This window comes from Streptomyces katrae (assembly GCF_000966975.1).
GTDB classification, from domain to species: Bacteria; Actinomycetota; Actinomycetes; order Streptomycetales; family Streptomycetaceae; genus Streptomyces; species Streptomyces katrae.
Map to the genome: position 1 here is coordinate 1 of NZ_JZWV01000109.1, position 26,823 is coordinate 26,823.

The window sequence follows — 26,823 nt, forward strand, 5'->3', positions numbered from 1 at the left end:
CTCTCCGGCGTCGGCGGTGCCTTCGGCGGCCGCGAGGACATCTCGATGCAGATCCACGCCTGCCTCCTGGCCCTGGCCACGGGCAAGCCGGTCAAGATCGTCTACAACCGGTTCGAGTCCTTCTTCGGCCACGTGCACCGCCACCCGGCGAAGCTCTGGTACGAGCACGGCGCCACCAAGGACGGCAAGATCACGCACATGAAGTGCAAGATCGTGCTCGACGGCGGTGCCTACGCCTCGGCCTCCCCGGCCGTCGTCGGCAACGCGTCCTCCCTCTCGGTGGGCCCGTACGTCATCGACGACGTGGACATCGAGGCGATCGCGCTCTACACGAACAACCCGCCCTGTGGCGCGATGCGCGGCTTCGGCGCCGTGCAGGCCTGCTTCGCGTACGAGGCCCAGATGGACAAGCTCGCGGCGAAGCTGGGCATGGACCCGGTCGAGTTCCGCCAGCTGAACGCCATGGAGATGGGCACGATCATGCCCACCGGCCAGGTCGTGGACTCGCCGGCCCCCGTCGCCGAGCTGCTGCGCCGGGTCAAGGCCCGCCCGCTGCCGCCGGAGCGCCAGTGGGAGACCGCCGGCGAGGCCGCGGACCTCCGGGCGCTGCCCGGTGGCCTGTCGAACACCACGCACGGCGAGGGCGTCGTCCGCGGCGTCGGCTACGCGGTCGGCATCAAGAACGTCGGCTTCTCCGAGGGCTTCGACGACTACTCCACCGCCCGCGTGCGCCTGGAGGTCATCAACGGCGAGCCCGTCGCGATGGTCCACACGGCCATGGCGGAGGTCGGCCAGGGCGGTGTCACCGTCCACGCGCAGATCGCCCGTACCGAGCTGGGCGTCACGCAGGTGACCATCCACCCCGCCGACACGCAGGTCGGCTCCGCCGGTTCCACGTCCGCCTCGCGGCAGACGTACATGACCGGTGGCGCCGTGAAGAACACCTGTGAGGCCGTGCGCGAGGCGCTGCTGGAGATGGGCCGCCGCAAGAACGGCTCGTACCACCCGGCGTGGGCCCACGCGGAGCTCCTCCTGGAGGGCGGCAAGGTCGTCACGGACGGCGGTGAGGTCCTCGCGGACATCGCCGACATCCTCGAGAACGAGGCCATCGACCTCGAACTCGAGTTCCGTCACCGTCCGACCGTGGCGTTCGACCTGGTCACCGGCCAGGGCGACGGCCACGTCCAGTACACCTTCGCCGCGCACCGCGCGGTCGTCGAGGTGGACACCGAGCTCGGCCTGGTGAAGGTCGTCGAGCTGGCGACCGCCCAGGACGTCGGCAAGGCGCTCAACATGCTCTCCGTGGTGGGCCAGATCCAGGGTGGTACCACCCAGGGTCTCGGCGTGGCGGTCATGGAAGAGATCATCGTGGACCCGAAGACCGCGAAGGTGCGCAACCCCTCCTTCACGGACTACCTGATCCCGACCATCCTGGACACCCCGACCATCCCGGTCGACGTCCTGGAGCTCGCCGACCCGAACGCGCCGTACGGCCTCCGCGGTCTGGGCGAGGCCCCCACCCTGTCGTCCACCCCGGCCGTCCTCGCGGCGATCCGGGCGGCGACCGGTCTGGAGCTCAACAAGACGCCGATCCGTCCGGAAGCCCTCACCGGGACCCTCTAGGAACGGCCCGGTCCGGGGGCCGCGAGGCCCCCGGACCCCCTCGGACTCTCCGGGCGGTGCGGACACGGGAACGTCACACTTGCCACCCGCACCGCCCGGAGCACCTGAACAACCGCACCGCTCGCGGTCAGCTTCACCGTTTCACCCGCAGTACCCCTGCGAGAACCCCCACGTAGTACCAGCGGTCACCCCCGCACTACCCGCAGTACACGCAGTGCAATTTCGCGTCGCCTCGGGCCGTCACCCCGGGTCGTGCAGCCAACGCAGTTTCCCAAATCCCGCGTCTCCAATCTTTATGCGGGTGCCCCTTTGAACCTTGGGAGTTAGGCACCATGACCCAGTCGTCTGTGGAGCCCAAGACCACCGCGGAAGAGGCCGGAGAAGGATCTCCGAAGCCCGCCGGGAGTTCTTGGCTCGATCGTTATTTCCACATCACCCATAGAGGGTCGAGCGTCGGCACGGAGATTCGTGGCGGCGTCACGACCTTCATGGCGATGGCGTACATCCTCCTGCTCAACCCGCTGATCCTCTCCGGCAAGGACGTCGCCGGAGACACGATGAGCCAGAAGGCCCTGATCACGGCCACCGCCTTCGCCGCGGCCGCGACCACCCTCCTGATGGGCTTCATCGGCAAGGTCCCGCTCGTCCTCGCGGCCGGCCTGTCCGTCTCCGGTGTCCTGTCCTCGCAGGTCGCCCCGCAGATGACCTGGCCGCAGGCCATGGGCATGTGCGTGATGTACGGCGTCGTGATCTGTCTCCTGGTCGTCACCGGCCTCCGGGAGATGATCATGAACGCGATCCCCCTCGCGCTCAAGCACGCGATCACCATGGGCATCGGCATGTTCGTCGCCCTGATCGGTCTCGTGAAGGCCGGCTTCGTCGGCAAGGGCCCCGAGTTCGGTCCTCCGGTCCAGCTCGGTTCGGTCGGCGAGCTCGCCGGCTGGCCGGTCCTGATCTTCTGCATCACCCTGCTGGCGATCTTCATGCTCCAGGCCCGCAAGGTCCCGGGCGCGATCCTGATCGGCATCGTCGGCGGCACCGTCATCGCGGCCATCGTCAACGCCGTGGTCGACATCGACCCGAAGGCCTGGAAGAACGGCCCGCCGGTCCTCGACGGCTCCGCGATCTCCATGCCCGACTTCTCGCTCTTCGGCAAGGTCGAGTTCGGCGGCTGGGGCGACGTCGGTGTCATGACCGTCGGCATGATCGTCTTCACGCTCGTGCTCGCCGGCTTCTTCGACGCCATGGCCACCATCATCGGCGTCGGCACCGAGGCCAAGCTGGCCGACGACCAGGGCCGCATGCCGGGCCTGTCGAAGGCGCTGTTCATCGACGGCGCCGGTGGCGCCATCGGCGGCATCGCCGGCGGCTCCGGTCAGACGGTCTTCGTGGAGTCCGCCACCGGCGTCGGTGAGGGTGCCCGCACAGGTCTCGCCTCCGTCGTCAGCGGCCTGCTCTTCGCCGCCTGCCTCTTCTTCACCCCGATCACCCAGATCGTCCCCGGTGAGGTCGCCTCCGCGGCCCTGGTGGTCATCGGCGCCATGATGATGCAGAACGCCCGCCACGTGGACTGGGCCGACGCCGCGACCGCGATCCCGGTCTTCCTGACCGTCGTGATCATGCCGTTCACGTACTCGATCACCCCCGGTGTCGCCGCCGGTGTGCTCTCCTACGTGGCCATCAAGATCGCGCAGGGCAAGGCCCGCGAGATCGGTGCCTTCATGTGGGCCCTCACCGTCGTCTTCGTGATCTTCTTCGCGCTCCACCCCATCGAGGCGTGGCTCGGCGTCAAGTAATCCCGCGAAGACCGGTACCGACCCGACCGGCACCAGGCTCCCCTAGGCCCGGTGCCGGTCGGGTCACCACCCTTCACGCAACCCATACTGGAAACCGAACCCCTCCGAGGAGGCCGCACATGCTGGACATCGCCGAAGAACTGAACCGGTGGGTCGAGCAGGGACGTGACTTCGCCGTAGCCACCGTGGTGGCGGTCGGCGGCAGCGCACCCCGGCAGCCCGGAGCCGCCCTCGCCGTCGACAGCGAGGGCACGGCCATCGGCTCGGTTTCCGGCGGCTGCGTGGAGGGGGCGGTCTACGAGCTGTGCCGGCAGTCGCTGGAGGACGGCGAGACCGTCCAGGAGCGCTTCGGCTACAGCGACGACGACGCCTTCGCCGTGGGCCTGACCTGCGGCGGGATCATCGACATCCTGGTCACCCCGGTTCCCGTGGGCTCCCCCCGGCGCGAGGCCATGGCCACCGCCCTGCGGGCCGCCTCCCAGGGGGAGGCGGCGGCCCTGGCCCGGATAGCGGAGGGCCCGGCCGAGCTGATGGGCCGCGCGCTGGTCGTCCTCGGCGACGGCTCCTTCGAAGGCGGCTTCGGCGGCCACCCCGAACTGGACCGGACCATCGCCGAAGAGGCCCGCGCCATGCTGGACGCGGGCAGGACCGGCGTCCTGGAGATCGGCGCCGACGGGCGGCTCTGCGGAGAGCCCCTCAAGGTCCTCGTCGAGTCCAGCGTCCCGCCCCCGCGGATGATCGTCTTCGGTGCCATCGACTTCGCCTCCGCCCTGGTGCGGATCGGCAAGTTCCTCGGCTACCACGTGACGCTGTGCGACGCCCGGCCCGTGTTCGCCACGAAGAAGCGTTTCCCCGAGGCCGACGAGATCGTGGTGGACTGGCCGCACCGCTACCTGGAGGCCCAGGCCGGGTCCGGCGCCGTCGACGGCCGCACCGTCCTGTGCGTGCTCACCCACGACGCCAAGTTCGACGTCCCGCTCCTCGAACTGGCCCTCAAGCTCCCCGTCGCCTACGTCGGCGCCATGGGCTCCCGCCGCACGCACGAGGACCGCAACAAGCGGCTGCGCGACGTCGGCGTCACCGAGCTCGAACTGGCCCGGCTGCGCTCCCCGATCGGCCTGGACCTCGGCGCCCGCTCCCCGGAGGAGACCGCCCTGTCCATCGCCGCCGAGATCGTCGCGAACCGCCGCGGCGGCAGCGGCGCGGCCCTGACCGGCGCGCACATCCCGATCCACCGAGACTCCTCGCACACCGTGGTCACCCGCATCGGCTCCGTCGCCTGAACCGGCGGTACCGCCGGAAGGACCGAGGGCGCGACCGAAGACACGACCGAAGACACGACCGAAGATTCGAGAAGAAGGCGCAGCCCCCTGAGGGTTGCGCCTTCTTCTCGTCCCGCCTATTTTTACCGGCCGGTAACGGAGATGACGGAGCTTCTTCGCAACGGAGTTGAGCGGATGTCCCGGTACGGTCGCACCCCTTCACGCACCCTCCGCCTGGCCTGCGCCCTGACCCTGGCGGGCCTCGCCGCCGCGCTGGGTCCGGCCGCCGCCGCGACCCCCCGGGCGGAGCCCGCCGCGGCCGGCGGACTGCGGGAGGTGCTCCTCGTCGGCAACAACTGGGAGGGCACCGCCGACGTCCTCGCCTCCACCGGCGACCTCGCCCGCGTCGGCAGGATCGACGTGATCCCCGACAAGGAGGAGCGGCTCCGCGAGATCTACCTCAACCCCGTGAAACTCGGCTTCTTCCTCGGCATCCGGGCCACCGCCGGCGAGGGCCACGACCAGTTCGCCGACGACATGTACACCACCCCGGACGGCACGGCGGTCGTCGTCTCGCGCCCCAGCTTCGCCGACGTCGTCTCCGTCGACCTGCGCTCGGGACGGATCAACTGGCGCTTTCCGGTGGCCGGTTACCGCGCCGACCACATGGCCGTCTCACCCGACGGCACCCGGGTGGCCGTCTCCGCCTCCACCGCCAACACCGTGCACGTCCTCGACATCGCCACCGGCCGGCAGCTCGGCTCCTTCCCCACCGGCGACAAACCGCACGAGAACACCTTCACCCAGGGCGGCCGCCTCCTGTGGAACAGCTCCATCGGGGACGTCACCTCCGCCCTCGACGCGCCCTGGCTCGACTGGACGAAGGGCGACCGCAGACTCACCGTCGTCGACGCGCAGACCTTCCGCACCGTCCGGACCGTCGACATGCGCGAACGCCTCGACGCCTTCGGCCGCAAGGACCTCTCCGACGCCGTCCGCCCGATGGTCTTCACCCCGGACGAGTCGAAGCTCTACTTCCAGGTGTCCTTCTTCAACGGCCTCGTGGAGTACGACGTCGCCGCCGACCGCGTCACCCGGGTCAAGACCCTCCCCGAGAACCCCGCCACCAGCCCCGACCGCACCACCTGGGTCAACGACTCCCGCCACCACGGCCTGTCCGTGAGCCCCGACGGCGCCAAGCTGTGCGTCGCCGGCACCATGGACGACTACGCCACCGTCGTGGACCGCGCCACCCTCGCCGAAGGCCCGCTGATCCCCGCCGACAAGCCCTACTGGGCCACCGTCGACGGCGACGGCAAGGGCTGTGTCATCTCCGAGAGCGGCGCCGACCGGGTCACCGCCATCGACTTCGCCACCGGCACCAAGCGGGTCTCCGTCCCCGTCGGTGACCACCCCCAGCGGGTCCGCCTCGGCCGCGTCCCGGCCGACTGGACCGGCCCCGGCGCCCGGCAGGCCCCGGCCCCGGTCCGGGAGTAGCGCGGGCACCGACGCGAAACTCTCGGCCACGTTGACGGAGTTCTTCTCCGGTCCGTCGGCCGCCGGCTGGAAGGCCGGCGAACGCAGGCTCATCTGCTGCCTCAGCGATCCCGAGGCCAGGACCACCGGCTCCCTCCGCGTCGACGCATCCTGAGTTCGCACAGATCAAGCCACTATGGTGCGAGCCGTCCGCGATGACCGATTAGTCTCCTGATCATGGTGGACATCCGCGAGGTACCCGAGGACGACATCGCCCGCGCCCAGGAGCATGCCTACCTGGTCTTCCACGACCGGCCCGAGCCGGAAGGACGCGCACGCCACCACGCCCTGCTGAGCCGCTGCGAGCGGCTCGGCGCCTACGACGGGGACGCCCTCGTCGGCTTCATGGCCGCACACCCCTTCCGGCTCTCCGTCCCCGGAACCGAACTCGGCTGCCCCGGCCTCACCTTCGTCTCCGTCGCCCCCACCCACCGCCGCCGCGGCGTCCTCACCGCCCTCATGGACGAACAGCTGCGCCGCGCCGGGGCCGCCGGCAGCCCGCTCGTGTGCCTGTGGGCCTCCGAAGCCGCCATCTACGGTCGCTTCGGCTACGGCCCCGCCACCCAGGGCCTCACCGTCGAGATCGACTCCAGCCGGCCGCTCGCCCTGCGCATCGACCCCGACCCGCGCCCGCTGCGCCTGGTCGACCCCGCCGACGCCCTCGCCGTCATCGGCCCCTGCCACGAGGCCGCCCGCCACACCCGGGCCGGCCGGCCCAGCCGCAGCCCCGCGCGGTGGGCCGAGGAATGGCTCTGCGAACAGGACGAGGAAGACGAGGAGTTGGGCCCGCCCCGGATCCTCGCCCTCGGCAACCCCGGGGAGCCGGCGGAGGGCTACGTCCTCTACCGCACCAAACACGAGTCCGACGACGGCGCCGCCCGCGCCCCCGGCCTGGTCCGCGTCGACGAACTGGAAGCCCGCACCCCGGCCGTCGCCGCCGCCCTGTGGACCTACGTGGCCTCCCTCGACCTCACCGGCACCGTCCGCGCCTGGGGCCGCCCGGCGGACGACCCCCTGCTGTCCTTCGCCGCCGACCGGGACCAGGTCAGGATCACCGCCCAGTTCCCGGCGCTCTGGCTGCGCCTGGTCGACGTCAAGGAGGCCCTGACGGCGCGGTCGTGGGCCGCACCGGTGGAACTCGTCCTGGACCTGGCCGACCCGCGGCTGCCCGCGAACGCCGGGCGGTTCCGGCTCAAGGCGGGCCCGGGCGGGGCGACGTACGAGACCGCTCGCGCGGCCCCCGACCTGACCCTCGACGTACGGGACCTGGCCGCCTGCTACCTGGGCGGGACCCGGGTCACGGAACTGGTCGCCGCCGGACTGGTGGCCGAGCACACCCCGGGCGCCGCGGCGGCCCTGGACGCGGCCCTGCGGACCGGCCTGCTGCCGCACACCGCGGACGAGTTCTGACGGCCGGAGCCGTCGCGGCGGGGGCGGGCGAGCGGACCGCCCCCGCCGGCCGCCCGGCTAGGCGGGCAGCCCGATCCGCGCCGCCGCCATGCCGAAGCCGCTGCTCAGGACGGCGCTGGACAGCCCGTCGCCCTGCCGGCGCAGATCGTCCTCACCATAACGCTTCGCCTTCAGGTGCCAGTTGAGGATCCCCGCGAGCCAGTCCTGGAGCTCGCCCGCATAGGCGTCGAGACCGGCCCGGGCGGCGTCGTCCAGCTTCCGGTCCTCGCAGAGCCGGGGCAACTGGTCCGCGACGATGTGCCGGAACTCCTCCACGCGCCGTTCCATGAGGGAATGACAGATGCGGAGCGCCTCGGGATACCCGATGCCGAAGAAGTTCCGCGTGACGACCAGGTGGTTGTGCATGTCGCCCTCGAACTCCACCTCCTTCTGGTAGGAGAAGATGTCGTTCATCAGGCATGCGACGTCCGCCGCCGCGTTCTCCAGCGAACGGAGCGTCCCCGAACGGTAGACGTCCTCGGGGACGCCGCGTGCCGACTCGCCCAGCCGGCACATGTACATGGTCATCTCGGAGCCGAACGTGCGCCGGCGCATCTCGGCGTAGTCCACCGGGTCCGGAACACGATGATGGAACTGGTTCTCCACCTCCCACACCCAGCTCTCCAGCATGCTCACCATGGCCGCCCGGAACCCGGCGAGGCCGGCCGCGGGCAGCGTCGGGACGGTGCGCTTCCACAGGTCGCCGAGCGCACGTTCCATCACGGTCACCGGCGCCACCGCCGGTCCGGTGCCGTCCAGCGGCATCATCGAGACCAACCGGGCGGTGGCCGCCTTGGCACCGGAGATGTTCCCGGACCGGCCGAACACCAGCGGGTAGTAGTCGTCCGCGTAGGTTCCCCAGGTCAGCCAGCACGCGTTGAGCAGCAGCGCCTCGCGCGTGGCGCCGGGAGCGATGCCCGCCGAGCAGACCGCGAAATCGTAGCCGCGCAGCTACCGCGAAATCATAGCCGCGCAGCTTCCGTTCGTCCCAGATCACGGAACCCGGATCGCCGGGCTGCGGCTCCAGCAGCCCCATCCGCCGGGCCCACTCCACCGACTCCTCGCGCGCGTAAGCCAGATGAGGGCTGAGGGACAGCGGGAACGGCAGCCGCAGATCGGGGATCACGGAGGGGCCGGTGCGTTCGAAGGGGGTGAAGGAGAAGGAGCGGCGGCGCATCTCCACCGACCGCCGGGTGAACACGGCCCCCAGGTCGAACGCGCTGGTCCCGAGCCCGCCCGGCAGGAAGGGCAGGGACAGCCGGGCGGTGGGCCCGGCCCCCTCGTTCATGTAGCGGCCGGAGACCAGGTGCCACTCGTGGCCCCCGGACTGCCAGTCCTGGAGGCCCTTGACGTAGGCGAGGACGGCCGCGATCTCGGGCGGGGTGAGGGCGTGTTCGGCGAAGAGGCGCGGCAGCTCGGCGAGGGCCGTCTGCTCGAACTGCTGGAGCCGGGAGGTGATCAGGTCGTTGGAGATCTCGGCGGCCTCCTGGGTGGAGCACCCGAGGAAGGTCTCCAGCACCAGCACGGCATTCGACAGTTCACCCTCGTCGGTGACCTCCCGCTGGTAGGAGAAGATGTCGTTCCTGACGTGCACGGCGTCGGAGAAGGAATCGCGCAGCACGGCCAGCGGCCGCGAGTGCGCCACCCTCGCCGGCACCTCGGCGGCCGCGTACTCGACCAGCCCGGCCGACCAGGGCGCCCCGCCCACCTTCCGCCGCATCTCGATGTACTCGAGGGGGTTCGCGACCCGCCCGATGCGGATGTTCCCGAGCTCCCACATGGACTCGTCGAGCAGGTTCCTCGTGGACAGGGAGAACCGTTCCCGCCAGTCCGCCGACATGGCCGGCACGGTACGCGCCCACAGGTCGGCGAGCCCGGCCTCCACGGGGTTGGCCGCCTCGGGGAAACCTTCCGCCAGGTCCCTCGGCATGAAGGCGGCGAGCCGGTCGAGATGGGCCCGGGCACCGTCACGGTCCTGGGAGCGCTTGAAGGTCTCCAGGAAGTGGTCGTCGAAGAAGAACACCCACACGTACCAGTCGGTGACCAGCGACAGCGCGTCGGCGTCGCAGTCGGGGTGCGTGTACGCACAGAGCAGCGCGTAGTCGTGCGAGTCGAGGTCCCCCTCGTCCCACACCCCGGACCCCTCCAGCATCCCGAGCCCCCGGGCCCACTCCTTGCTGTGGGCCCGGGCCTCCTCCAGATGGGGGCTGAGCCGGGCCGGATACGGCACGTAGAACTCCGGCAGTTGGAACGGCTGCTGCGTCACGACGGGGCACGCCTTTCATCCGGTGCACGGAGAACCGGCGACCCCGGCCCCCCGCACGAGAGCAGCACTGCCCTACCCCGGACACCGCCCGGACAAGGCGGATTTCACCGCATCAGGTGACACCGGCCCGGCCCCTCGAACGAGGGACCGGGCCGGCCGGTGGTGTGGCGGGCCGGTCAGGGCACCGGGATCGGCAGGGGCGCGGTGTTGAGGGTGGACATGCCCCAGCGCTGCGGGTTGGTGCGGTTGCAGTCCCAGAGGTAGGGCCGAGTGCCGTTGTTCATGTCGCTCGCGTCGACGCACCGTCCGGAGACGGGGTTGTAGAGGCTGCCGTCGGCGCGGGGCAGGAACTGCTGGGCGGGGTGGTCGTGGCAGGTGTACAGCTGGATGGGCGTTCCGTTGGCGGTGCCGGCGTTGGTGGCGTCCAGGCACTTGCCCGCGGTGCGGACGGTGCCGTCGGCGCGCACGTCGAACTTCTGGGCGCCGCCGCCGTTGATCTCGTTGCAGTCCCAGATCTGGATCTTGTTCCCGTCGGCATCGCTGCCGTGTTCGTTGTCCAGGCAGCGGCCGACGGCGCTGATCGTGATCTTGCCGGTGGTCGCGGGGGCGGTGGGGGAGGCGGCGTACGGGTAGACGGCCAGGTTGCTGACGCCGCCGGTGAAGCCACCGTAGAAGTAGTCGGGCTTGGCGCCCGACTGGTACCGCCCGAGGACGAACGGTCCGGTGGGCGCCGGGCTCGTGGCGGCCTGGTGGGTGCCGCTGGCCGCGAGGGTGCCGTTGACGTACAGGCTCATCAGGCCGGTGTCGGCGTTGTAGACGGCGGTGACCAGGGCCCAGGTGCCCGGGGTGTAACGGGCGGCTTCGTTGACGGCGTCGGACCAGTCGTACGGCCATCCTCCGTCGTCGCCCTTGGCCAGGGCGAAGCGCCAGTTGTTGTCGGCGGGGTCGGCGTACAGGGTGAAGGCGCTGTTCTTGGCCCCGTCCTGGCTGGCGATGAGACCGCCCTGGGCGCCGGGCTTGGCCCAGGTGGTGAGGGTGAAGCTCTTGCGCGTGTCGACGACCGGAGCGTTGGTGGCGATCGTCGCCTGGGTGCCGGTGAAGGCGGCGTAGGGGGTGTCCCGGCCGCCGATCCTCTCGGTGGGGAAGGTGACGCCGGCCGTGGCGGCCGGGTAGCTGCCGATCGCGCTGGGGGTGACGCCGCCCGCCTGGTCGGTCAGCTTCCACTGGGCCTTCGGCGTGTTGAGGTTGCCCAGGGAGACGGGCGCCTGGTCGACGCCGGTGACGGACGGGTGCGGGGTGGCACCGCCGACGCCGTTGAAGGCGACCAGCTGCTGGTTGGCGTCGACGGCCCACAGGTCGGGGATGCCGTCACCGCTGATGTCTCCGTCGGACCCGACGCGGGGGTAGAGCTTCGGGTCGGCCTTGCCGGTGATCAGGCCGGCGGACGGGTCGGTGAAGCCGGTGAGGTCGGGTGACTGGGCGGTGCCCTTGACGGAGAACGCGTGCAGGGTGCCGTCCGCCTTGGAGCGGGCCCACAGGGTCGGGAAGGCGGTGCCCTGGGCGCGGCCGGGGGTGATCAGGTCGTATCCGGACCAGCGGGTGTCGTTGGCCGACAGCAGGACGGCGGGGGACGACAGCTGGTTGGTCGATCCGGGTGACGCCAGCCACAGGCGCCCGTTCTCCACGAAGAGGAGGGAGGAACGGGGCAGCGTCCCGGACGCGTCCACGACGTCACCGTTCGGGGAGCCGAAGGAGGCGATCTGGGTGACGCCGGCCCAGTTGGTGCCGTAGCCGTATGCGGCGCAGTCGATGGTGCTGCCGGAGGGCAGGGCGCAGGAGGCGGGCTTGACGACCCGGCTGGGGGCCTGGCCGTCGAACTGTCCACCGTTGCCGTCGTTGAGGTACTGGTGGAGGTCCGGGTTGCCGGGCTGGTGGGCGAGCAGGTCGTCGACGGTCTTGAGGCCGAGGCTGCCCCGGTGACTGATCTGGATGCCGTTCCAGCCGTTGCCACCGGGGGCCGGACGGATGCGGGCGTTGGGCGCCGCCGCGGGGTCGGTGCCGCCGCCGAACTGGCGCAGGTTCCCCGCCGAGTCGGGCAGCAGGACATCGGCCTTGCGGTCCCCGGTGACGTCGCCGAAGACGGGGTCGGGGCTGTTGGGGTTGGAGGGGGCGTAGAAGGCGTAGGCCACGGGCTGCGAGAGGTTGCCCGCGATGTCCTGGGTCTGGACGTAGAGGTAGTTGGTGCCCCAGCGCTGCGGGGTGAGGTTGATGGTTGCCGCGCCGTTGACGAGCTTGACGATGCCGCTCTCGCCGCCGGTGCACTTCCAACTGGTGGAGGCCGCCTTGACCGGGTCGGTGGTCCAGCGGGCGCAGGCCAGACCGGAGGCGCGGCTGCCGTTCACGGGGGCGGGGTCGGCGCCGGTGAGGGTGAAGGAGCCTTCCTGCCCGGCGAGTTTCGGGTGGGCTCCGATGGTGCCCGAGGCGGGGAAGTCGGTGGAGGTGACGGTGGCGGTCGGCGGGGTGCTGTCGACGCGGAAGTAGCACCGTTCGGTGTTGACGCTGGTGAGCGTTCCGTCCGTGGTGTTGGCCCACCAGCCGTAGAGGTGCCCGTCGGTCAGCCGGCCGATGTCCACGGTGTGGTCACCGCTGCCGAGCCAGCCGGTGCGGGCGTACACGGAGTTGTCGCTGTCGGCGGTGTCCCAGTACTGGAAGGTCGTCTGGAGCTGCTGCCCGACCGCGGAGTTGGAGGCGGTCGTCAGGGTGATGTTCTGGTTGGCGCCGACCCAGCCCGCGTTGTCCGGCGGATTGGGCGTGTTGGGGGTGTTGCAGTCGGCGTAGGCGGCGGTGTCCGCGAAGCCGGGGGTGGGGCGGGTGCGGGGCGAGGTGCTGGTGGGCCGGATGTCGTACGTCACCTTGATGTGGGGGTTGTTGCTGAACCGCTGCCGGTAGTACTTGTTGTTCTCGTCGTCCGGCGCGAACCCGAAGGTGAAGTGGGGCCACCGGTCCCGTGCGGCGGCCTTCATCTGGGTGGTGACGTCGTACTGGATGTCGCCCGTGCCCGAGATCCAGTTGCCGCCGATCTTGGGGCAGCCACCCATGAGGGAGTTGCGGTCGCAGGGCTGGTTGTTCCAGCTGGTCGGGTTTCCGATCGTGCCGGTGTGGTAGAGGCCCATGGGCGTGGCCTGCGACGGGCTGGAGGAGGTGACGACGGTGGCGTTCAGCCTCGCGTCGAGGACCTCGGCGCCGTGGATCACGGAGTTGACCCCGACCTGGAAGTAGGCGCGCTCCCGGCCGAACCGCGTGCACCCGTACGGAGCGGAGCTGAACCCGCAGTAGCCGGCCGCCGGCTTGTCCTGACCGCTGGCGGTGCCGTTGTACTCGTTGGTTTCGGGGTACGCCTCCTGGACCTGTGACCAGGCCTGGGTGCCGTTGTCGACGTCGGGGTTCCAGCCGGGGTCGATGTACCAGGGGCCCGTGCCCTGGCCGAGGAGGGCGGCGTCGGGGACGAGCTGGAGCCCGCTCGCGTCGACGGTCGCCGCGATCGGCGCGACCGCAGCGCCGGCGCCCGGGCCGTCGGGGCCGGACGCAGTGACCTCAGCTGGCTGCTGCTCCGCCGCCGGGGCGGACCGCTGGGTCTTCGCGCCGTCGGTCTTCGCGACGGGCGTCTGGGAGGCCCCGTTCGAGGAGTCCCACATGAGGGGAGCGGGGGCCGAGAAGCGGCTCTTCCCCTGGGTGTCCGTGGCCTTGAGGTTTCCTGCGCCGTCCGCGGAGACGGCCAGCCCGTTCGCCTCGATGCCGAACTGGAGCCGGCGTACTGCGGGATTCGCGGCGGCCGCCGCCGTGTGGACGACGAGCACCTGGCGCCAGCCGCCGACCGGGGTGGCCGTCAGCTCCAGGTCGACATCGGGCAGAACCTCCTTGTACAAGGCGCTGGTGCCGTTGAGGACGGGCTTGGGCAGCGGAAACGGAGCCTTGAGGGCCAGCTGCTTCCCATCTGCCGTGGCCATGGCCGCCATGGGCCCGCTTCCGCCTCCGGAGAAGCTCAGCTTGGAGGCGGCGGAGACCGGGCTGACGGTGCCGTCGGAGTTGACGCGAAGGGTGGCGTCGAGCCCGCGCCACTGCCCGTCCGCACCCTTGACCCGCTCCGGAACCGGGGTGGAATCACTGGTCAGCGTGCCGTCGGGGTTGGCGACGGTCTGGGAGTTGCCCGTGGTGAGGTACTCGACCAGGACGGGCTTCCCGCTGCTCTTGGCGACCGTACGGGCGTCCTCGACGGCCTTCTGCTGGGCGGTCGGTGCGGGTCTGGGAGTGGGCGCGGGCCACTTGGTCTCGGATGGTCCGTAGTCGGACACCGAGGCTGCGAAGGCCGGCGGGCCGACCAGGGAACCGGAACCGAGGGAGAGTACGACAGCACCCGCGACGGGCAGTGTCCTCGCGATGCGAGCGACCCCCAGCCTGCGGCCCCCCGGCCTTGCTGTGCGCGATGGAAGAAACGACGGCCTCACGTGAAAAGCCCCCCTGAGCTGTGAGACGGAGATGAGCCAGCCGCACAGTTCCTTCACTCCTGCAAGCCTGTCAACAGTCGACGAAGGATGAATGTCCCCTTTGGTCGAGTAGGTAGGCCTCTGGCGCCGGAGTGATGTTGGTCATGTAAGGAAACTCTAAGAAATTCCTATGTGAATCGAACCCGCATTCCCTAGAGTGCCTCGTTCTGGGGGTCGTGGTGGCCCCTTGCCGCGTCCATCTGCATCCCGTGGGGGGATCTAGTTGTTCAGTAAGGGTGGGTTTCTCGCGCGCTCGCGCACTGCGAGATCGCGCGTCGCGATCTCTGCGGTGATCGCAGTGCTCGTCTCTGGCCTGGGACTTCCCGTGGCCGAGGCGGCGGACAAGCCGCCGAAGGTGTGGACACCGCCAAACACGCCATTGGCTGGAACCAAGCCGGTGAAGGGGTCGGCCGCGAAATCCTCGGCCGAAAAGATTCCGGTCGGCCGAAACTGGTCTCCTAAATTGGATGGCAAAGTTCCGGCCGGTGTCGCGAATGTATCCCTGAATGAAAAGAGTGATCTTCAAGGGCTTCTCGACTCGGGATCCGTCAAAGCTGGGTCGCTTCCCGTCTGGGTAGCGACCGGGAACAGTGCGAACAACCGCTCGGTGGCCAAGAGCCCGGGGCCCGTCAAGGACCCGGGTGACGGCCTCCACGTCGAAGTGAAGGACGAGGCCAGGACCCGTGCCGCCGGAGTCAACGGCGCCCTCGTCTCCCTGACCGAGAACACCGCCGGCGCGGCCGGCGGCAAGCTGCAGGTCAACCTCGACGTCTCGGCCTGGGCCAACCGCGCCGGAGCCAACTGGGCGGACCGCGCACGCGTCGTCCAACTGCCCGCCTGCGCGCTGACCACCCCGGGAGCGGCGGGCTGTACGACACGCACCCCCGTCGCTTCGCACCGGGACGCCTCCGGCCTGGTGGCCGCCGAAGTGGCTGTACCCCAGGCCCCCGGCACCTCGACCTCGGTCCTGAAGCCCGGCTCCCGGGCGGCCGCGTCCCCGTTCTCGGTGCCGCAGAGCGTCGTCCTCGCCGTCGAGCCCGGTCCGGCCGGCGCCAGCGGCGATTTCACCGCCACTCCGCTCCTGCCCTCCGCCTCCTGGCAGGCCGGAGCCAACGCCGCCAACTTCACCTACGGCTACACGGTCGAGATCCCGTCCACGATCGCCGGACAGGCCCCCGACATCTCGCTGGGCTACGACTCCTCCTCGATCGACGGCCGTACCGCGTCCACCAACGCCCAGGCCGGCCCGATCGGCGAAGGCTGGGACTGGCACCCGGGAGCGATCTCCCGCACGTACAAGAGCTGCAAGGACGCAGGCATCAAGGACTCGGGTGACGAGTGCTGGGCCGGCGACATCCTCTCCCTCAACCTGGCCGGCCACGTCGGCCAGATCGTGCGTGACGACGCCACCTGCGTCTACCACGTCAAGGGCGAGGACGGCACGAAGGTCGAGCGGCTGACCGGCCAGCGGAACTCCGCCTGGAAGGGCGAGGGCTTCAAGGTCACCACCACCGACGGCACCCAGTACTACTTCGGCGCCAACCGCCTGCCCGGCGGAGACGGCACCGACCCGGAGGCCAAGTCCGTCTCCACCGTGCCGGTCTACTTCAACAGCGGCCAGGACAAGTGCCTGGGCGCCGAGACCCCCGCGAACGGCTCGTGGGTGCAGATGGGCTGGCAGTGGAACCTCGACTTCGTCGTGGACACCCACCAGAACCTGATCTCGTACCGCTATGAGCAGGAGAACAACTACTACGGGCGCGGCGGCGGCCAGAACAACGGCAACGGCACGCTGACGCAGTACCAGCGCGGCAGCTACCCGAGGTGGATCGGCTACGGCCAGCGCCTGCCGGAGCAGATCGCCGCGAAGGGGACGGCCAAGCCGGCTGCCCAGATCACCCTCAACACCAGCGAACGCTGTGTGCCCGGCGGGGCGATCACCTGTGACCCGGCCCAGCGCACCAAAGCTAACGCCAAGTCCTGGCCCGACACCCCCGTCGACCAGGAGTGCGCGGCCACCGGTCAGTGCCTGAACCTCTCGCCGACCTACTTCAGCACCAAGAGGTTCACCGAGATCTACACCGAGGTCCTCGTCGGCACGGCCTACGTCGAGGTCGACTCCTACGCCCTCAAGCAGTCCTTCCAGGATCCGGGCGACGGCACCTCGCCGACCCTCTGGCTCGACTCAGTCCAGCGCACCGCCTCGAACGGCAAGACCCCGCAGACCCTGCCCGCGGTGTTCTTCGCCCCGTTGCAGATGGCGAACCGCGTCGACGGCGTCGTCAAGCGGCCGGACGGCACGCAGGCTTCGGCCCCGTCCTACAACCGACCGCGCATCCAGACGATCACCACCGAGACCGGCGGCCGGATCAACGTCGTCTACAAGCCGGCGGAGTGCTCACGGCTGAAGAACACCATGCCGCCCTCCGAGGACGGCAACACGATGGCCTGCATGCCGGTCAAGTGGTACCTGCCCGGACAGTCCTACGACAGTCCGGTCAACGACTGGTTCAACAAGACCGTCGTCCAGTCCGTCACCCAGCAGGACATGGTGGCCGGCCAGGTCGCGTCGGTGACCGAGTACGAGTACGGCGGCGGCATCGCCTGGCACCGCAACGACTCCGAGTTCGCCGACCCCAAGACCCGGACCTGGGACCAGTTCCGCGGCTTCGCCACCGTCACCACCCGCACCGGCAACGGAAGCCCGGGCGACGGCCCCCGCAGCAAGTCGGTCACCACCTACCTGCGCGGCATGGACGGGGACGTCCTCGCCAACGGAACGAAGCGCAGCGTCAAGGTCGGTGACGCCCAGGGCGGCTCCATCACGGACGAGGACGTCCTCGCCGGCTTCGTCCGGCAGACCGAGACCTACGACGCCGACAACGGCAGCGTCGTCGCCGACGAAGTCACCACCCCCTGGCTCGGCCCCGTCACCGCGACCCGCGCCCAGTCGGGCGGCATGCCGGCGATCACCGCCCGCGCGATGAACACCGGCAAGGTCACCACCCGGGCCAAGCTCGCCAACGGCAGCTGGCGCACCAGCGAGCGCACGTCCACCTACGACGGCACCCTCGCCTCCCGCCCGCTCCAGGTCGACGACAAGAGCGACGTCTCCCGCGCCGACCAGCGGCTCTGCACCACCTTCGAGTACGCCACCGGCCCCGGCGGGGCGATCACCGAGCTCCCGTCCCGCACCCTCGTGCTGTCGGGAGCCTGTGGCCAGACCCCGACGGCGGCGAACACCGTCGGCGATACCCGCGCCTACTTCGACAACCTGCCGCTCGGCCAGGCGGCCGCGACCGCCGACCAGACCGGCAACGAGGTCCTCGAGAAGTACGACGCGACCGGCAAGCCGGTCTACCGCCTGAACTCGACCTCCACCTTCGACGCCTACGGCCGCGTCACGAGCACCACCAACAAGGTACGCAAGGACGCGACCCACCCGGACGGCGCCGTCACCAGGACCGAGTACAAGCCCGCCACCGGCGCCCTGCCCACCGAGGTCGTCCACACCAACCCGCTGGGCTGGAAGGCGTCCAACACCCTCGACCCGGGCCGCTCCCTGCCCCTGAAGACCACGGACGAGAACGGCCGGGTCGGTGAACGCGACTACGACGCCTTCGGCCGGGTCGTCGCCGTCTGGCAGCCGGGCCAGGAGCGCGCGAAGAAGTTCAAGCCGGTCCGTGAGTTCTCGTACGCGATGAACGGCACCAACGCGCCGTCCCTCGTGCTGAGCAAGGCCCTCATGACGGACGGGCAGACCTACTCGTCCACCTACACCCTCTACGACGGCCTCGGCCGCGTCCGCCAGACGCAGGTCACCCCTGGTTCGGGTGTCACCGGCCGCCTGATCACGGACGCCTTCTTCGACTCGCACGGCCGCCAGTCCAAGACCAGCGCCGCCTACTACAACGACGAGCAGGACCCCTCCGGATCCCTGTTCCTCCCCAACGGCGGAGTCAACCCGGACAGCAAGGTCCCGGCCCAGAGCGTCAAGGTCTTCGACGGCCTCGGCCGCACCACGGCGTCTGTCTTCCAGTCCTTCGGCGTCGAGCAGTGGCGTGCGAAGACCGAGTACCCGGGCGCCGACGAGGTCCGCTCCATCCCGCCGAACGGCGGCTACGCCACGGCGCGCATCACCAACGGGACCACGTCCGTCCTGCGCCAGTACAAGAGCAACACCCCCACCGGGGCCTACGACGAGACGACGTACGAGTCCAACCCTCAGGGCAAGGAGGTCCGCCGGAAGGACTCCGCGGGCAACGAGTGGACCTTCACCTACGACCTCCTCGGCCGCACGGTGCAGACCACTGACCCGGACGCCGGAACGGCGACCACGTCCTTCGACGACAGTCGCAACCTCGTCACCGCCACCGACGCCCGCGGCAAGAGCGCGACGACCATCACGGACCTCCTCGGACGGACCACGGCCACCTACGAAGGCACGGCCGTCGACCCCGCCAAGCAGGTCAGCGCCTTCACCTACGACTCCCTCGTCCTCGGCAAGCCGACCGCCAGCACCCGCTACGTCGGAGGTGCGGCCGGCAGCGCCTACGTCACGGAGGTCACCGGCTACGACGGCGGCTACCGTCCGCTCGGCACGAAGACGACCATCCCCGCCAAGGAGGGCAAGCTCCAGGGCGTCTACGAGACGGCCAACACCTACAGCCAGTACGGCGAGCTGGAGAAGACCAAGCTCCCGGCCATCCCGGAGGCGGGCCTCAAGGCCGAGACCCTCACCTACGACGTCGACATCGTCGGCAACCTCCTGGCCCTCGACAGCACCATCGACACGACCTGGACCCCGTACCTGGTCGACGTCCGCTACGACGCCTTCGGCCGTCCCATCCGGAACACGGTCGGCAACTCCGGCAAGCAGATCGTCTCGACGATCGACTACGACGCGGCGACGGGCCGGCCGGTCCGCTCGACCCTGGACAAGCAGACGGCGGCGCGCACGAGCGTCGACGTCTTCGACTACACCTACAACCAGGTCGGCCAGCTCACCTCGATCAGCGACACCCAGGACGGCGCCGCCCGCGACCTGCAGTGCTTCAACACCGACTACCTGGGCCGGCTGACGCAGGCCTGGACGGACACCGGCACGCAGGTCACGGCCCCGCAGCCCAGCGTCCGCGGCATCGGCGGCTGCGCCAACGGCTCCGGTCCGGCGGTCGACGGCACCGGCAAGCCCAGCGTGGGCGGGCCGACGCCGTACTGGCAGCAGTACGAGTACGACAACCTCGGCAACCGCAAGAAGCTGGTCAAGAAGGACGTCACCGGCAACGCGGCGAAGGACACGACGGTCACCCAGACCTTCGGCTCCGGCCCGAACACCCCCTCCACCGACCCGAAGACGGGCGGCGGCACGGGCGGCCCGCACGCCCTGATGACCTCCACGGAGACCGGCCCGTCCGGCACCAAGGTCACGTCCTACACCTACGACGCCACCGGCAACACGGCGTCCATCACCAGCACGCCGGGCACCAAGACCCTCACCTGGAACGACCAGGGCAAGCTGGACAAGCTCACCGGCACCGGCGAGAGCGCGGGCACGAGCTACCTGTACGACACGGGCGGCAACCAGCTGATCCGCCGTGACCCCGGGAAGACCACCCTCAACCTCGGCACTGACCAGATCACTCTGGAAGCCGGTTCCAACAAGGTCACCAACGTCCGCACCTACCCGGCGGGCGGCGGCCTCTCCGTCACCCGCACGACCACGGGCGGCACGTCGAACCTGGCGTACCAGTCCTCGGACCACCACGGCACGAACGGCATCCAGTTCAACGCCACCGACCTGGCCCAGGTCCGCCGCCCCTCCGACCCCTTCGGCAACGAGCGCGGCACCCAGCCGACGCAGGGAGCCTGGGCCGGGGACAAGGGTTTCGTCGGCGGCATCAAGGAGGCGGCCACCGGCCTCACCCTCCTCGGAGCGCGCGAGTACGACCCGACGACGGGCCGCTTCATCAGCCCGGACCCGCTGATCGACGCGGGCGATCCGCAGCAGTGGAACGCCTACGCGTACTCCAACAACAGCCCCATCAACGCGTCGGACCCCAGCGGCAAGATGTTCAGCTGCGAGGGGAGCGCGTGCGACGAGAGCCACCCGGGCTGGGAGGAGAACGAGTCGCACGTCAGCCACTGGTACGACGATGACGAGTATGAGGCGACCCGCGCACTCTCGCATGCGAACAACACCCTGTCGGCGGCGAAGAAGAAGCGGGACCAACTGGTCGATCAGGTCATCGACCTCGTCGGCGACCTGATCGGCTTCAACGACGCCCGTGACTGCTTCACCAAGGGCGACGTGATGGCTTGCATCAACACGGCCCTCAACGCGGTCCCGTGGGGGAAGCTCTTCAAGGCCATCAAGATCGGCATCAAGGCCTTGAAGATCTACAAGGAGGTCAACAAGACATACGACGCCATCCACGCGGCCGAGCGCGGTGCCCTCGAAGCGTCGAATGCGTTCAGCAAGGTCAAGAAAGCCACGTCTGAAGCCCGGGCGGCTGAAGCCAAGGCAGCGAAAGCAGCGGAAGAGAAAGCGGCGAAGGAGACAGCCGGCGACGCTGCAGGAACCGAGAGCAAGGCGGCGAAGGGCGAAGCGGACGCGGCCAAGAGCGAGTCCGGCTCGGGCAGAGGCGGCGAGTCCGACGCCCCTGAGTACCCGACCTGCAAAAACAGCTTTCCCACCGGCGTCCGGGTCCTGATGGCCGACGGCACCACCAAGTCGATCGAGGACGTCCACGACGGCGACACCGTCATGGCCACCGACCCCCAGACGGGCGAAACCACCCCCAAGAGCGTCACTGCGACGATCACCACCCCCGACGACAAGGACTTCACCGACCTCACCCTCACCGACGACGCCAACCCCCGCGGCCCGCCCGCGAAGATCACTTCCACCTACCACCACCCCTACTGGAGCGAATCCCGCCACCAGTGGGTCGACGCCGGCGAACTCACCCCGGCCGAACACCTCCGCCAGCCGGACGGCACCACGCTCACGGTGCAATCGGTTCGCAACTACCGGTACGCCGTCACGACGCATAACCTCACGGTTGGTGACCTGCACACCTACTACATAGTTGCGGGCGCCGCCTCTGTCCTCGTCCACAATTGCGAGACGCTCTACCGAGGTGACTCGCGGGCGCCGGACGTAATCGAAGCAGACGGAGGATTTATGCCCCAGAACCCGCACAGTGAGGTGACGCTGGCTGAATATGTGGAGAAACAGCGTAATTACAGCCGCTTCGTTGGTGCGTCGCAGAGTCGTCTCATAGCTAGGGATCTCTTCGCTCCCTCACGTGGTTATGTTTACGAGATAAAGGGGGCCCCGAATGGAATTAATGTAAATGAACGACTCCCTCTGAATTCCACGCCGTATGAAAAGGAGATAGCCTTCGAAGGGGGGATACCCTGGGAGTATGTAACTAGGGTGTGGAAGAAGGATGATGAGTTTGACGAGATAGATTTCGATCTTGATGAGCCGATCTGGGAGAGGGTTGGGTAGGATGATCCTTGTGCCGCCTTCGAGTAGTCGGCCGGTTTGCTATGCCGAGGATGTCACTCTTCGAGACGTCGAGGCCATGCAGTCCTTTCTCGTTGCCCGCGCAGCGCCTCTCGCCGCTGCCGAGCGGGGGAGTGCGGGTAGGGAGATGTTCCGTGGTGTAGAGGTTGCAACTTTGCAGCTTGTGGGCACGCTCCAGCATTCCTTGTCCTTGTCGGATCTGGAATCTGAAGTTGTTCGTCTCCAATTGCGTCGGCAGGTCATCTCTTCGTGGAACCTGCTATGGGCGCTGGTCTCCCCGTGGCAGCTCCATAGTGAGTTTGATCATCAGCGATGGAGGCGTGTGAAGTACTGGAACGCTGCGGACCAAGTGAAGGTGGAGGCCTTGTTGGAATCCTCTACTTGGCCTGTTGATTCATCGGGCGAACCAGAGGGCTGACGCTCTGGGCCTCTGCCGACTTGCATCTGCCTCAGCCCCATAGCGCTGCCTGAGGGCCGTGCTATGGGGAATGCCGCAGCGGAGCCAGGCGAGCGGTCAGCCGGCGGAGTGGAGCGTTGCTTGCGGGTGGGCGGACTGCCAGGCGGTGATGGACCTGTTCCAGTCCTCGCCCGTCAGGGCTGTGAGGGAGGCCGGGAAGGCCGTCCTCCTAGCCCTTCCAGTGGGCGAGGAGGACGGCCTGGATGGTGGAGAGCAGGGTGCGGGCCCTTGGTGAGGGTCACCCGCGCCCAGGGCACGGAGGGCGTCGCCTGCCGCGTTCGTCACTGTTTCGTGCTCGGAGATGAACTCCTTGATGAGGGGGATTTGGCGGCAGCCGCAGTAGTGGCACATGTCAGGCGTTCTGCGACGTTCGTGGCCGCTGAGGGTGCACATGGGTGTGGCCGGGTGCGCGTGTTCGCATTGAACAGGATCGGGCGCCTGTTCGCCTCGGACCGAAGGTGCTGAGCGGGCTGAGGTGGTGTGGCGGGGCGCTGGCCCCTGGTTATGGAGGAGGCCGTCTTCCCCACGCTGACGGGTGGGGAAGACGGCCTTTGCTCCGTTTCCGGCGGAGTTACTCCGCCTCGCCCTCCAGGTTGCCCTCCGTGTCCAGGTAGACCTGGCGGAGGGATTCGAGGATCTGGGGGTCCGGCTTTTCCCACATGCCGCGGGACTCGGCCTCCAGGAGGCGTTCCGCGATGCCGTGGAGGGCCCAGGGGTTGGCTTCCTCCAGGAAGGCGCGGTTCGTGGGGTCGAGGACGTAGGTTTCCGTGAGCTTGTCGTACATCCAGTCCGCGACCACGCCCGTGGTGGCGTCGTAGCCGAAGAGGTAGTCGACCGTCGCCGCGAGTTCGAAGGCGCCCTTGTAGCCGTGGCGGCGCATCGCCTCGATCCACTTGGGGTTGACCACGCGGGCGCGGAAGACGCGGCTGGTTTCCTCGACGAGGGTGCGGGTCTTGACCGTTTCCGGGCGGGTGGAGTCGCCGATGTAGGCCTCGGGGGCCGTGCCGCGGAGGGCGCGGACCGTGGCCACCATGCCGCCGTGGTACTGGAAGTAGTCGTCCGAGTCCGCGATGTCGTGCTCGCGGGTGTCGGTGTTCTTGGCGGCGACCGTGATGCGCTTGTAGGCCGTCTCCATCTCGGTGCGGGCCGGGCGGCCTTCCAGGCCGCGGCCGTACGCGTAGCCGCCCCAGACCGTGTAGACCTCCGCGAGGTCGGCGTCGGTGCGCCAGTCGCGGGAGTCGATCAGCTGGAGGATGCCCGCGCCGTAGGTGCCCGGGCGGGAGCCGAAGATGCGGGTGGTGGCCTTGCGTTCGTCGCCGTGGGCGGCGAGGTCGGCCTGGGCGTGGGCTCGGATGAAGTTCTCGGTGTGCGGTTCGTCCAGGGAGGCCGCCAGGCGGACCGCGTCGTCGAGGAGGCCGATGACGTGCGGGAAGGCGTCGCGGAAGAAGCCCGAGATGCGGAGGGTCACGTCGATTCGGGGGCGGGCGAGTTCTGAGAGGGGGATCGCCTCGATGCCCGTCACGCGGCGGGAGGCTTCGTCCCAGACCGGGCGGATGCCCAGGAGGGCCAGGGCTTCGGCCACGTCGTCGCCGGCCGTGCGCATGGCGCTCGTGCCCCAGAGGGACAGGCCGACGGAGGCGGGCCATTCGTCGTCGTGGTCGGCGCGGTAGCGGGCCAGGAGGGAGTCGGCCAGGGCCTGGCCGGTTTCCCACGCGAGGCGGGACGGGACGGCCTTGGGGTCGACCGAGTAGAAGTTGCGGCCCGTCGGGAGGACGTTGACCAGGCCGCGGAGGGGGGAGCCGGACGGGCCGGCCGGGACGAAGCCGCCGTCCAGGGCCGTGAGGACGTGGGTGATCTCGGCCGTGGTGCCGGCCAGGCGGGGGGCCACCTCGGTCGCGGCGAAGGTGAGGATGTCCGCTACCGCCCGGGGGTGGTCCGCCGCGATCCCGGCGACCGCGTCGGGGGACCAGTTCGCGTCCTCCATCGCCTGGACCAGGGCGCGGGCCGTCTCCTCGATGGTGTCGGCCGCGGTACGGGTGGCCGCCGACTCGTCGAGGCCGAGGGCCTCGCGCAGGCCCGGGAGGGCGCTGGTGCCGCCCCAGATCTGGCGGGCGCGGAGGATGGAGAGGATCAGGTTGACCCGGGCCTCACCGGTCGGGGCGTCGCCCAGGACGTGCAGGCCGTCGCGGATCTGGGCGTCCTTGACCTCGCAGAGCCAGCCGTCGACGTGGAGGAGGAAGTCGTCGAAGCCGTCGTCGTCCGGGCGTTCGTCCAGGCCGAGGTCGTGGTCGAGCTTCGCGGCCTGGATCAGGGTCCAGATCTGGGCGCGGATCGCGGGGAGCTTCGAGGGGTCCATGGAGCTGATCTGGGCGTACTCGTCCAGGTGCTGCTCCAGGCGGGCGATGTCGCCGTACGACTCGGCGCGCGCCATCGGCGGGACCAGGTGGTCGACCAGGGTGGCGTGGACCCGGCGCTTGGCCTGGGTGCCCTCGCCCGGGTCGTTGACCAGGAAGGGGTAGACGAGGGGGAGGTCGCCGAGTGCGGCGTCGGGCGCGCAGGAGGCGGAGAGGCCCGCGTTCTTGCCGGGCAGCCATTCCAGGTTGCCGTGCTTGCCCAGGTGGATCATGGCGTCGGCGCCGAAGCCGCCGTCCTCGGCGGCCGCCTGGATCCAGCGGTACGCGGCCAGGTAGTGGTGCGAGGGCGGCAGGTCCGGGTCGTGGTAGATCGCGATCGGGTTCTCGCCGAAGCCGCGCGGCGGCTGGATGAGGATGAGGAGGTTCCCGCGGCGCAGGGCGGCGAGGACGATGTCGCCCTCGGGGTTGGAGGAACGGTCGACGAACATGTTGCCGGGGGCCTCGCCCCAGTGTTCCTCGACGCTTTCGCGGAGGTCCGCGGGGAGTTCGGCGAACCAGCGCTTGTAGTCGGCCGCCGGGATGCGGACGGGGTTGCGGGCCAGCTGCTCCTCGGTCAGCCAGTCCTGGTCGTGGCCGCCGGCCTCGATCAGGGCGCGGATCAGCTCGTCGCCGTCACCCGAGACCAGGCCCGGGATGTCGGCGGTGGGGCCGAAGTCGTAGCCGGCCGCGATGAGGGTGCGCAGCAGCGCCACCGCGCTGGCCGGGGTGTCGAGGCCGACGGCGTTGCCGATGCGGGAGTGCTTCGTGGGGTACGCGGAGAGGACGATGGCGATCCGCTTGTCGGCGCGCTCGATGTGGCGCAGGCGGGCGTGGCGGACCGCGATGCCGGCGACGCGGGCGGCGCGTTCGGCGTCGGCGACGTAGGCGGGCAGGCCGTCCTCGTCGATCTCCTTGAAGGAGAACGGGACCGTGATCGCCCGGCCGTCGAACTCGGGCACGGCGACCTGGGTGGCGGCGTCGAGGGGGGAGAGGCCCTCGTCGTTCTCCTCCCAGTTGCCGCGCGAGCCGGTCAGGCACAGGGCCTGGAGGATCGGGACACCGAGACCGGCCAGGGCGCCCGCGTCCCAGGACTCGTCGTCACCGCCCGCGGAGGCCGTGGCGGGGCGGGTGCCGCCGGCGGCGAGGACGGTGGTGACGACGGCGTCGGCGGAGGACAGGGCCTGGAGCAGCTCCGGCTCCGGGGTGCGGAGGGAGGAGACGTAGAGGGGGAGCGGGCGGCCGCCCTTGGCCTCGATGGCGTCGCAGAGGGCGTGCACGAAGGCGGTGTTACCGCTCATCTGGTGGGCGCGGTAGTAGAGCACCGCGACCTGGGGGCCGGTGGTCGCCTGGTCCGCCGGGCGCTCCAGGGGGCCCCAGGTGGGGGAGGCGGCCGGGGGCTCGAAGCCGTGGCCGGTGAGCAGGACCGTGTCGGAGAGGAAGCGGGCCAGCTGGTCGAGGTTGGCGGGGCCGCCGTGCGCGAGGTAGCGGTGCGCCTCCGCGGCGATGCCGATCGGGACCGTCGAGGCCTCCATCAGCTGGGCGTCCGGGGCCTGTTCGCCGGTCAGGACCACCACCGGGCGGGTCTGGCCGGGGGCGAGGAGGACGTCGAGGCCGTCCTGCCAGGCGCGCAGGCCGCCGAGGAGGCGTACGACGACCAGCTCGGCGCCGTCGAGCAGCGCGGGGAGGTCGTCGAGGGGGAGGCGGGAGGGGTTCGCGAACCGGTACGGCACGGGGCCGTCGGCGGTGTTCGCGGCGCGGGCGCTGAGCAGATCGGTGTCGGACGTCGACAGCAGCAGGATCATGCGGCGGCAGGCCTTCCTCGGGGTTTCCGCGCCCCGGGCAGTGAGGACAGCGGGAGTTCCTGACTCACCCCGCGGATCGCTCCGCGGGGCTCACAGTGGCGGGACCGCGCCGGAATCGCACCGGGCTTCCTCCCATGTCGCCGTCCTCGGCGGTGACGGGC

At 70.0% G+C, this 26,823-nt stretch carries 9 protein-coding genes, 1 pseudogene and 1 riboswitch; of the genes and pseudogenes, 7 read left to right on the forward strand and 3 right to left on the reverse strand.

The genetic code is table 11. The features are described from left to right. From VR44_RS05880 to VR44_RS05900, 6 genes are all read left to right on the forward strand, one after another. Positions 1 to 1,623 (forward strand): molybdopterin cofactor-binding domain-containing protein (locus VR44_RS05880; protein ID WP_045946294.1); only part of this gene is annotated, 1,623 nt, incomplete at its 5' end. A gap of 332 nt (positions 1,624 to 1,955) precedes the next feature. Then, positions 1,956 to 3,419, forward strand: a complete 1,464-nt coding sequence (locus VR44_RS05885; RefSeq protein ID WP_045946295.1) for an NCS2 family permease — start codon at positions 1,956 to 1,958, stop codon at positions 3,417 to 3,419. A 119-nt stretch (positions 3,420 to 3,538) separates the two neighbouring features. After that, a complete protein-coding gene (locus VR44_RS05890; protein WP_045946296.1) occupies positions 3,539 to 4,702 on the forward strand; it encodes an XdhC family protein in 1,164 nt (387 codons plus the stop codon). A 174-nt stretch (positions 4,703 to 4,876) separates the two neighbouring features. Next, positions 4,877 to 6,178, forward strand: a complete 1,302-nt coding sequence (locus VR44_RS05895; RefSeq protein WP_045946297.1) for a YncE family protein — start codon at positions 4,877 to 4,879, stop codon at positions 6,176 to 6,178. A 31-nt stretch (positions 6,179 to 6,209) separates the two neighbouring features. Further along, positions 6,210 to 6,332 (forward strand): hypothetical protein, encoded by a 123-nt coding sequence (locus VR44_RS48320; RefSeq protein WP_281187114.1) that lies wholly within the window; start codon positions 6,210 to 6,212, stop codon positions 6,330 to 6,332. Positions 6,333 to 6,394: 62 nt separating this feature from the next. Next, the gene (locus VR44_RS05900; protein WP_045946298.1) at positions 6,395 to 7,627 is read left to right on the forward strand and encodes a GNAT family N-acetyltransferase; all 1,233 of its coding nucleotides are present in this window, start codon (positions 6,395 to 6,397) and stop codon (positions 7,625 to 7,627) included. A gap of 57 nt (positions 7,628 to 7,684) precedes the next feature. Here the strand turns inward: VR44_RS05900 and VR44_RS05905 are convergent. Beyond that, a pseudogene (locus VR44_RS05905) lies at positions 7,685 to 9,932 on the reverse strand (terpene synthase family protein). Between the two features lie 176 nt (positions 9,933 to 10,108). Then, positions 10,109 to 14,284, reverse strand: a complete 4,176-nt coding sequence (locus VR44_RS05910; RefSeq protein ID WP_045946299.1) for a ricin-type beta-trefoil lectin domain protein — start codon at positions 14,282 to 14,284, stop codon at positions 10,109 to 10,111. A gap of 799 nt (positions 14,285 to 15,083) precedes the next feature. Here VR44_RS05910 and VR44_RS05915 point away from each other — a divergent pair. Further along, on the forward strand, positions 15,084 to 21,992 hold the full coding sequence (locus VR44_RS05915; protein WP_052713482.1) for a polymorphic toxin-type HINT domain-containing protein: 6,909 nt from the start codon (positions 15,084 to 15,086) through the stop codon (positions 21,990 to 21,992). Positions 21,993 to 23,038: 1,046 nt separating this feature from the next. Here VR44_RS05915 and cobN read toward each other — a convergent pair. After that, positions 23,039 to 26,662, reverse strand: a complete 3,624-nt coding sequence (cobN, locus tag VR44_RS05925; RefSeq protein ID WP_045946301.1) for a cobaltochelatase subunit CobN — start codon at positions 26,660 to 26,662, stop codon at positions 23,039 to 23,041. A gap of 53 nt (positions 26,663 to 26,715) precedes the next feature. After that, a riboswitch (cobalamin riboswitch) is annotated at positions 26,716 to 26,794 on the reverse strand. Positions 26,795 to 26,823: the final 29 nt, after the last annotated feature.